General features: G+C 65.0%; 6 protein-coding genes and 1 tRNA gene. 3 read left to right on the forward strand and 4 right to left on the reverse strand.

Translation table 11 applies throughout. From position 1 onward, the window contains the following. Positions 1 to 17: 17 nt before the first annotated feature. Both FJ967_RS11005 and FJ967_RS11010 read right to left on the reverse strand, forming a co-directional pair. Positions 18 to 377, reverse strand: coding sequence for a hypothetical protein (locus FJ967_RS11005; protein WP_140731726.1), 360 nt, complete (start codon positions 375 to 377; stop codon positions 18 to 20). Between the two features lie 109 nt (positions 378 to 486). Next, positions 487 to 1,404, reverse strand: coding sequence for a class I SAM-dependent methyltransferase (locus tag FJ967_RS11010; protein ID WP_140731727.1), 918 nt, complete (start codon positions 1,402 to 1,404; stop codon positions 487 to 489). A 119-nt stretch (positions 1,405 to 1,523) separates the two neighbouring features. Between FJ967_RS11010 and FJ967_RS11015 the strand changes: the two genes are divergently transcribed. Then, positions 1,524 to 2,534: a ligase-associated DNA damage response exonuclease gene (locus tag FJ967_RS11015; RefSeq protein WP_140731728.1), complete on the forward strand. Its 1,011-nt coding sequence runs from the start codon at positions 1,524 to 1,526 to the stop codon at positions 2,532 to 2,534. Between the two features lie 232 nt (positions 2,535 to 2,766). Next, complete coding sequence (locus FJ967_RS11025; protein WP_140731729.1) at positions 2,767 to 4,371, forward strand: cisplatin damage response ATP-dependent DNA ligase; 1,605 nt, start codon at positions 2,767 to 2,769, stop codon at positions 4,369 to 4,371. On the opposite strand, the gene FJ967_RS11030 is transcribed toward FJ967_RS11025, so the two are convergent. Further along, positions 4,368 to 4,772: a nuclear transport factor 2 family protein gene (locus FJ967_RS11030; RefSeq protein WP_140731730.1), complete on the reverse strand. Its 405-nt coding sequence runs from the start codon at positions 4,770 to 4,772 to the stop codon at positions 4,368 to 4,370. The two genes, FJ967_RS11025 and FJ967_RS11030, sit on opposite strands and share 4 nt — an antisense overlap. A gap of 27 nt (positions 4,773 to 4,799) precedes the next feature. Next, on the reverse strand, positions 4,800 to 5,957 hold the full coding sequence (locus tag FJ967_RS11035; RefSeq protein WP_140731731.1) for a hypothetical protein: 1,158 nt from the start codon (positions 5,955 to 5,957) through the stop codon (positions 4,800 to 4,802). 288 nt (positions 5,958 to 6,245) lie between these two features. Between FJ967_RS11035 and FJ967_RS11040 the strand changes: the two genes are divergently transcribed. Continuing rightward, positions 6,246 to 6,321, forward strand: a tRNA-Thr gene (locus FJ967_RS11040). Positions 6,322 to 6,345: the final 24 nt, after the last annotated feature.

Consider the following 6,345-nt stretch of genomic DNA (forward strand, 5'->3'; position numbering starts at 1 on the left):
TTATCAGGCGAGCTGCATCAGCCAGGCAGGGTAAACTTCTTCTGCTTGTCCGGCTTGCCGCAATCGCGGCGCTCGATGGACCGGTTCATGGCATCGATCTCGCCCGACGCCTTGTCGGCGTCGCGCTGGGCCTTGGAGCGTATGTCGGGCGTGAACGGGCCAAAACCCATGGCGGGGTTGGAGAAGGTCGGCTTGGCGGTCGTCGGGAGATTGTTCTGCTGCGCCAAACCGTTGCGCTGCGCCAGCAACTGGTCGCACGGCACGCTGTCATATTGCAGCGAGGACTCGATGTTGGCGTCCTGACGCTCGGACGTTGAATTGCCCACGCAGCCGGTGGTTGCCAGGCAAGACGCCAGGATCATCATGTTCCAGCGCATCGAAGTGCTCCTCCCGATATCCCGCCCTGATGCGACCAGATCGCAAATATCAGTCGCGCACGCAAATCGGACTTTTTCGCAGCAGGACAAAGAAGTGCCGCCACACTTTTTACGCGGCGTGGCCTTTCCGCGCCACGACAGCCAGGCCTTTGACCGGCTCGCGACGATCTTGGCGGATCGTTGTCGGCTCCAGTGCGGCGATCCCGAGGCCGTTGGCCACGAGCGTCCGTCTGACATAGCCCTCCGAATGGGCGTAGCGCCGCGAGGGCTGCAGCGCGAAGTCGCCGCCGTCCGCCAGACTTTCGACGGAGAAGGCAAACAGGCCGCCATCGGCGAGCAGGCCGGCGACCATCTCCATCAGGCTTTCGAGCCCGCCGATGTAGATCAGCACATCGGCCGACGTCACCAGATCGGCTTTGTCGCCCGAATAGGAGAACCCCTGCAGATCGGCTTTCGTCAGCGCGTCGTAGACGCCCTTCGCCCGTGCCTTCTTGAGCATCCTTGCCGAGATATCGACCCCCTCCAGCCGGTCGACGATCGGCCTCAGCCTCTCGCCCATCAAACCGGTGCCGCAGCCGAGATCGAGCGCCAGGCGGAAGCGACCCGGCTTTGCCTGGCGGATGGCGGTGTCTAGTATCTCGGGCAAACGATAGTCGAGCTTGCCGACCAGCATTGCCTCAAAGGTCTCGGCATAGTGGTCGAACAGCGTTTCGACGAAGGCGCTGGGTGGCGCCGGCAGGACCGGACCTTGGCCGATCAGCTGCAGTTTGAGGACGGCACCCTGGCGATCGGCGGGGTCGAGCTTCAGCGAAGTCGTCCAGGCCTGGCCCGCCAAGTCGAGCCTGCCTGATGTCTCCTGCATCTCGCCGAGCCGAAACCAGCCCATTGCCCATTGCGGCGCCAGTTCCAGCGCACCGGTGAGCAGTTCAGCCGCCGCGGCATGATCGCCGGAGGCAAAGAGCATCTCGGCATAGTCTGCGCGGCGATCGGCGTTCGGGTCGCCGGACGAGGTCTGAAGCGGTTTCATGATGATGTTCCACCGGCAGAGCCGCCGGCCGCCTATCTCTATAGAGCAGGGAGAGCCCTGGAGTCAGCAGTCTGCGACGACAGGCTTCACGCGGCGCAATTATATCCTATCTTCCGACGATGCGCGCCAGCGACCTGCTTCATCCCCGGCCCGAGGGCCTCTACTGCCCGCCGGGCGATTTCTTCATTGACCCGGTGCGGCCGGTGAACCGGGCGCTGATCACGCACGGCCATTCCGACCACGCGCGTTCCGGCCACGGCTCGGTGCTGGCGACACGGCAGACGCTCGACATCATGGGCCTGCGCTATGGCGAGGATTTTGCCGGCACGACGCAGGCCGCGCGGCTCGGCGAGGCGATTGCCCTCAACGGCGTCAGCGTCAGCTTTCATCCGGCCGGCCATGTGCTGGGTTCGGCCCAGATATCGGTCGAGCATCAGGGCATGCGCATCGTCGCTTCCGGCGACTACAAGCGGCGGCGGGACGCGACCTGCGCGCCGTTCGAGCCGATCGCCTGCGACGTCTTCATAACCGAGGCGACTTTCGGCTTGCCGGTGTTTCGCCATCCCCCCGACATGGAAGAGATCGCCCGGCTTTTGAAGTCGGCGGCGCAGTTTCCGGAGCGCTCGCATCTGGTCGGCGCCTATGCGCTGGGCAAGGCGCAGCGCGTGATGCGGCTGCTGCGCGATGCCGGTTACGACAGGCCGCTCTACATCCATGGCGCGCTGGCCAAGCTCAGCGCGTATTACCAGAGCCAGGGCATCGATCTCGGCGCGCTCGAACCGGCCACCGTCGAAAGCGGCGGCAGGCAGGATTTCGCCGGCGCCATCGTGGTCGGCCCGCCATCGGCCTTCGCCGACCGCTGGGCGCGGCGTTTTCCTGATCCGATCTCGTGCTTTGCGTCCGGATGGATGCGCATTCGCCAGCGCGCCAAGCAAGGCGGCGTCGAGCTGCCGCTGATCATCTCGGACCATGCCGATTGGGACGAACTGACCGCCACCATCAAGGAGACCGGCGCCGGCGAGATCTGGGTGACGCATGGCCGCGAGGAAGCGCTGGTGCGCTGGTGCGAGTTGGAGGGAATTTCGGCGAGGCCGCTGCATCTCGTGGGGTATGAGGACGAGGGCGATTGATGATGCATAGTTCGCCAATCGCCGCCGCCGAGCTCTACGGCCCCCCTCTCTGTCCTGCCGGACATCTCCCCCTCAAGGGGGGAGATTGGCAGCTTCAGCGCCGGCGCATCTCCTGCGGCGGCGGAGATTGGCGAAGGTCGTCGCGACATCTGATCTCCCCCCTTGAGGGGGAGATGGCCGGCAGGCCAGAGAGGGGGGCCTCGCGCCGGCCCTCGCCATTAGCGTGGCGCGCATGAACCGCTTCGCCGAGCTCCTCGACCGCCTCGTGCTGACGCCGTCGCGCAACGGCAAGCTGACGCTGCTCACCGACTATTTCCGCAGCGTCGAGGATCCCGATCGCGGCCTGGCGCTGGCCGCCATCACCGGCGATCTCAGGATTGCCGCGGTCAAGCCGGCCATGCTGCGCACGCTGGTCACCGAACGCATGGACCCGGTGCTGTTCGGCTATTCCTACGACTATGTCGGCGACCTCGCCGAGACGGTGTCGCTGGTCTGGCCGCAAACGCCGGGCAGGATCGCGAACCGCGAGCCAACGCTTGGCGAGGTGGTGGCCAGATTGCAGGCGGCAAGCCGCTCCGACGGGCCGAAGGTGCTGGCGGGGCTGCTCGACAGCGCCGGCATCTCGGCGCGCTTCGCCATCATCAAGCTGGTCACCGGAGGCTTGCGCATCGGCGTTTCGGCGCGGCTCGCCAAACAGGCGCTGGCCGATTTCGGCAAGGTCGAGGTCGCCGAGATCGAAGAGCTCTGGCACGGCTTGTCGCCGCCCTATACGGCACTGTTCGCCTGGCTGGAAGGCAAGGCCGAGAAGCCACGCAACACGGCGATGGCGCTGTTTCGCCCGGTCATGCTGTCCAACCCGGTTGGCGACGGCGACCTCGAAAAGCTCGATCCCATGGACTATGCGGCGGAATGGAAATGGGACGGCATCCGCGTCCAGGCGGTGGCGGAGGGCGGCATCCGCCGGCTCTATTCGCGCACCGGCGACGATGTCTCGGGCGCCTTCCCCGATCTTGCCGAGGCGATGGATTTCTCGGCGACGCTCGACGGCGAATTGCTGGTCGGCGATCCGCGCGAGGCGACGGGAACCTTCTCGGACCTGCAGCAGCGGCTGAACCGCAAGACCGTGACGCCGAAGATGCAGCAGCGTTATCCGGCCTTCATGCGCTGCTACGATCTATTGCAACTGGGCGACGAGGATTTGCGCGCGCTGCCGTTTCGCGAACGGCGCCGCCGTCTGGAAAGCTTCATCAAAACACTCGATCCGAGCCGCTTCGACCTGTCGCCCTTCGTCGAATTCACCGATTGGCAGATGCTCGAGGATCTGCGCCGTGCGCCGCCGCATCCGATCATCGAAGGCGTGATGCTGAAGCGCTGGGATTCGCCCTATGTCGCCGGTCGGCCGAAGGGTCCATGGTTCAAATGGAAGCGCGATCCGCACATAGTGGATGCCGTGCTGATGTATGCCCAGCGCGGCCACGGCAAGCGCTCGAGCTTCTATTCCGACTACACGTTCGGCGTCTGGTCCGGCGCCGAGGGCGCGGAGGAACTGGTGCCGGTAGGCAAGGCCTATTTCGGCTTCACCGATGAAGAGCTGAAGCAGATCGACAAATATGTCCGGGACAACACGGTCGAGCGCTTCGGGCCGGTGCGCTCGGTGCGCGCCGACCGCGACAACGGCCTGGTGCTGGAAGTCGCCTTCGAGGGACTAAACCGTTCGACCCGGCACAAATCGGGTGTGGCCATGCGGTTCCCCCGGATTTCCCGGCTGCGCTGGGACAAGCCGGCCAACGAGGCCGACCGCATCGAGACGCTGCAGGCGCTGCTTCAGGAGAGCTAATCCACGGCCGGGATGGAATGATGCTCGTGCATGAAGGTCCATTGGCCGGCGATCTTCCTGAAGCAGATTGTCAGGCGGAAATCGAGATCGCTGGACCCTGTCTTCGTCACCACGATGCAGCGCATCAGAGCCGTGGCGAAGGCGACATCGGCGCCGGCGGTGACCTCCAGATCGACGATGTCGAAGACCGGCCGGTCCGGCGAGGCTGCGAAGAATAGCGGCCAAGTGTGCCGGTATGCTTCGATGCCACGGGACTGAAGCGGCGGCGGCACGTCGAACATGATGAAATCAGGCGAATGGTGGCGCAGAATTCCATCCATGTCCTTGCGGCGTACGGCGTCCACCCACTGCTCTATCAGTTGGCGAATCTGGTCGGCATCATTGCGCCGCGAGGTCGTCATTGCGCCGTGCTCCCTTGCCGGCCACCATCACGGCTCGATCGAGACGCGGATCTCGTAGATGTTGACCGCCTTGCCCTGCTTGTCGAAGTCGGAATTGATGGCGATGGTTCCGGCCGAGCCCGGACGCTTGTCGGGGAATTTGACGTCGAACAGATATTCGTTGCGCTGCTGGCCGACGGCATAGCGCTTGCGGCCGCAGTCGCCGAGCTCGCCGAAATTGCAGTCGACGGAGATCTGCGTGTCCTTGCCGTCCTCGGCGCGGGCGATGATGTCAAACACGGCGTGCTTGCCGGCAAGCTTTTCCAGCACGCCCTGCCCGACGTCGAAAGCGATCGCCGAGCCGGAAGCGCCGGACTGAATGCGCAGGAACGGTCCGGCGTCGTCCTTCATCACCTCGGCCTTGGCGTCGGACGGGGCGGCGACATGGGTCGGGTCGGTCGGCGAGAACACATTGATCCAGTCGCGCGACTGATCCGGGGCTCCAGGCTTTGCCGGCGCATTGGCGCCGTCGGCCGGGGTGAAGTCATCGTCCTCGACGGTCGGAGGTGCTTCCGGCGGCGCCGTGTCGAGCTGCGCGGCCGACTTGAACACGCCGGTCTGCATGGCGAAGAACAGGCCGATGCCGACTGCAGCGAGCAGCGTCACCGTGAAGAAGATCGCGGTCAGCGGCAGGCGCCGGCCTCGAATGCGCCGCTCGTCACGATCAGGCGCGACATCAGCCGCGGCTCCCGGCGCGGCTGGAGCCGACATGTCGATGGCCGGCGCGTCCGGAAGCGCGGCATCCGGCATGATATCAGGAACCACCGGCAGCACGCGCGAGCGCGGCGCATCCGAAGCAGGCGGCATGGGGCCGTCGATGGTGACAGCGGGCGACGGTGCCTTCGGGCCGGCCTCTACGCCGGTCTCTGCGGAGGGTGCCGCACCGGCCGCGGCGCCGACCGCCGGAGCGTCGATCTGCGGAGCAGCGCCGGGCACGGCCGGGAGGAATTCGGATTCGATCTCGGTGATTTTTTCCTGAATCGCCTTGCGGCGCTTGATGGCGACTTCCACGGTCACGCCGGGATTGGCCTGGAGCGCGCGGTCGAGCGCGGCGAAGGCCGAGCGGTAAACCTTCTCGCGGAACGCCCGGTCCTCGGCATTGCCCTTTTCCAAGGCGTTCCGGATCGCTTTTTCGATCGCGTCCAAGCGAGATCCCTTTGCAAATTGCCCCAAACTTTCATGATGGTTAGCCGCAGGCGACCAATCAATCAACGGGCGGGCGGCCGCATTCTGCCTCGACGGGCCGTGGAAAGTCCATCTTCGCGCTGTTCCGGCAAACAAAATAGGAATATGGCCGCTATTTTTCGCGCGGCGACATCCCAGGCATGCGTCCGGTCCTGGCGAGCCTCCCATGCAGAATTGCCAAGTCGCATCTTGAATTCGCCGCCGGTTGAGTCTATCACCCAGCGCATCTTGGAGGCCTCGCCCTCCCGGGCCGCTTTAGCTCAGTTGGTAGAGCACATCATTCGTAATGATGGGGTCAGGTGTTCGAGTCACCTAAGCGGCACCAAAAATTCAATGGCTTAGCTGGTCG

Origin of the sequence: Mesorhizobium sp. B2-3-4, from assembly GCF_006442315.1 — a bacterium.
Classification (GTDB): Bacteria; Pseudomonadota; Alphaproteobacteria; order Rhizobiales; family Rhizobiaceae; genus Mesorhizobium.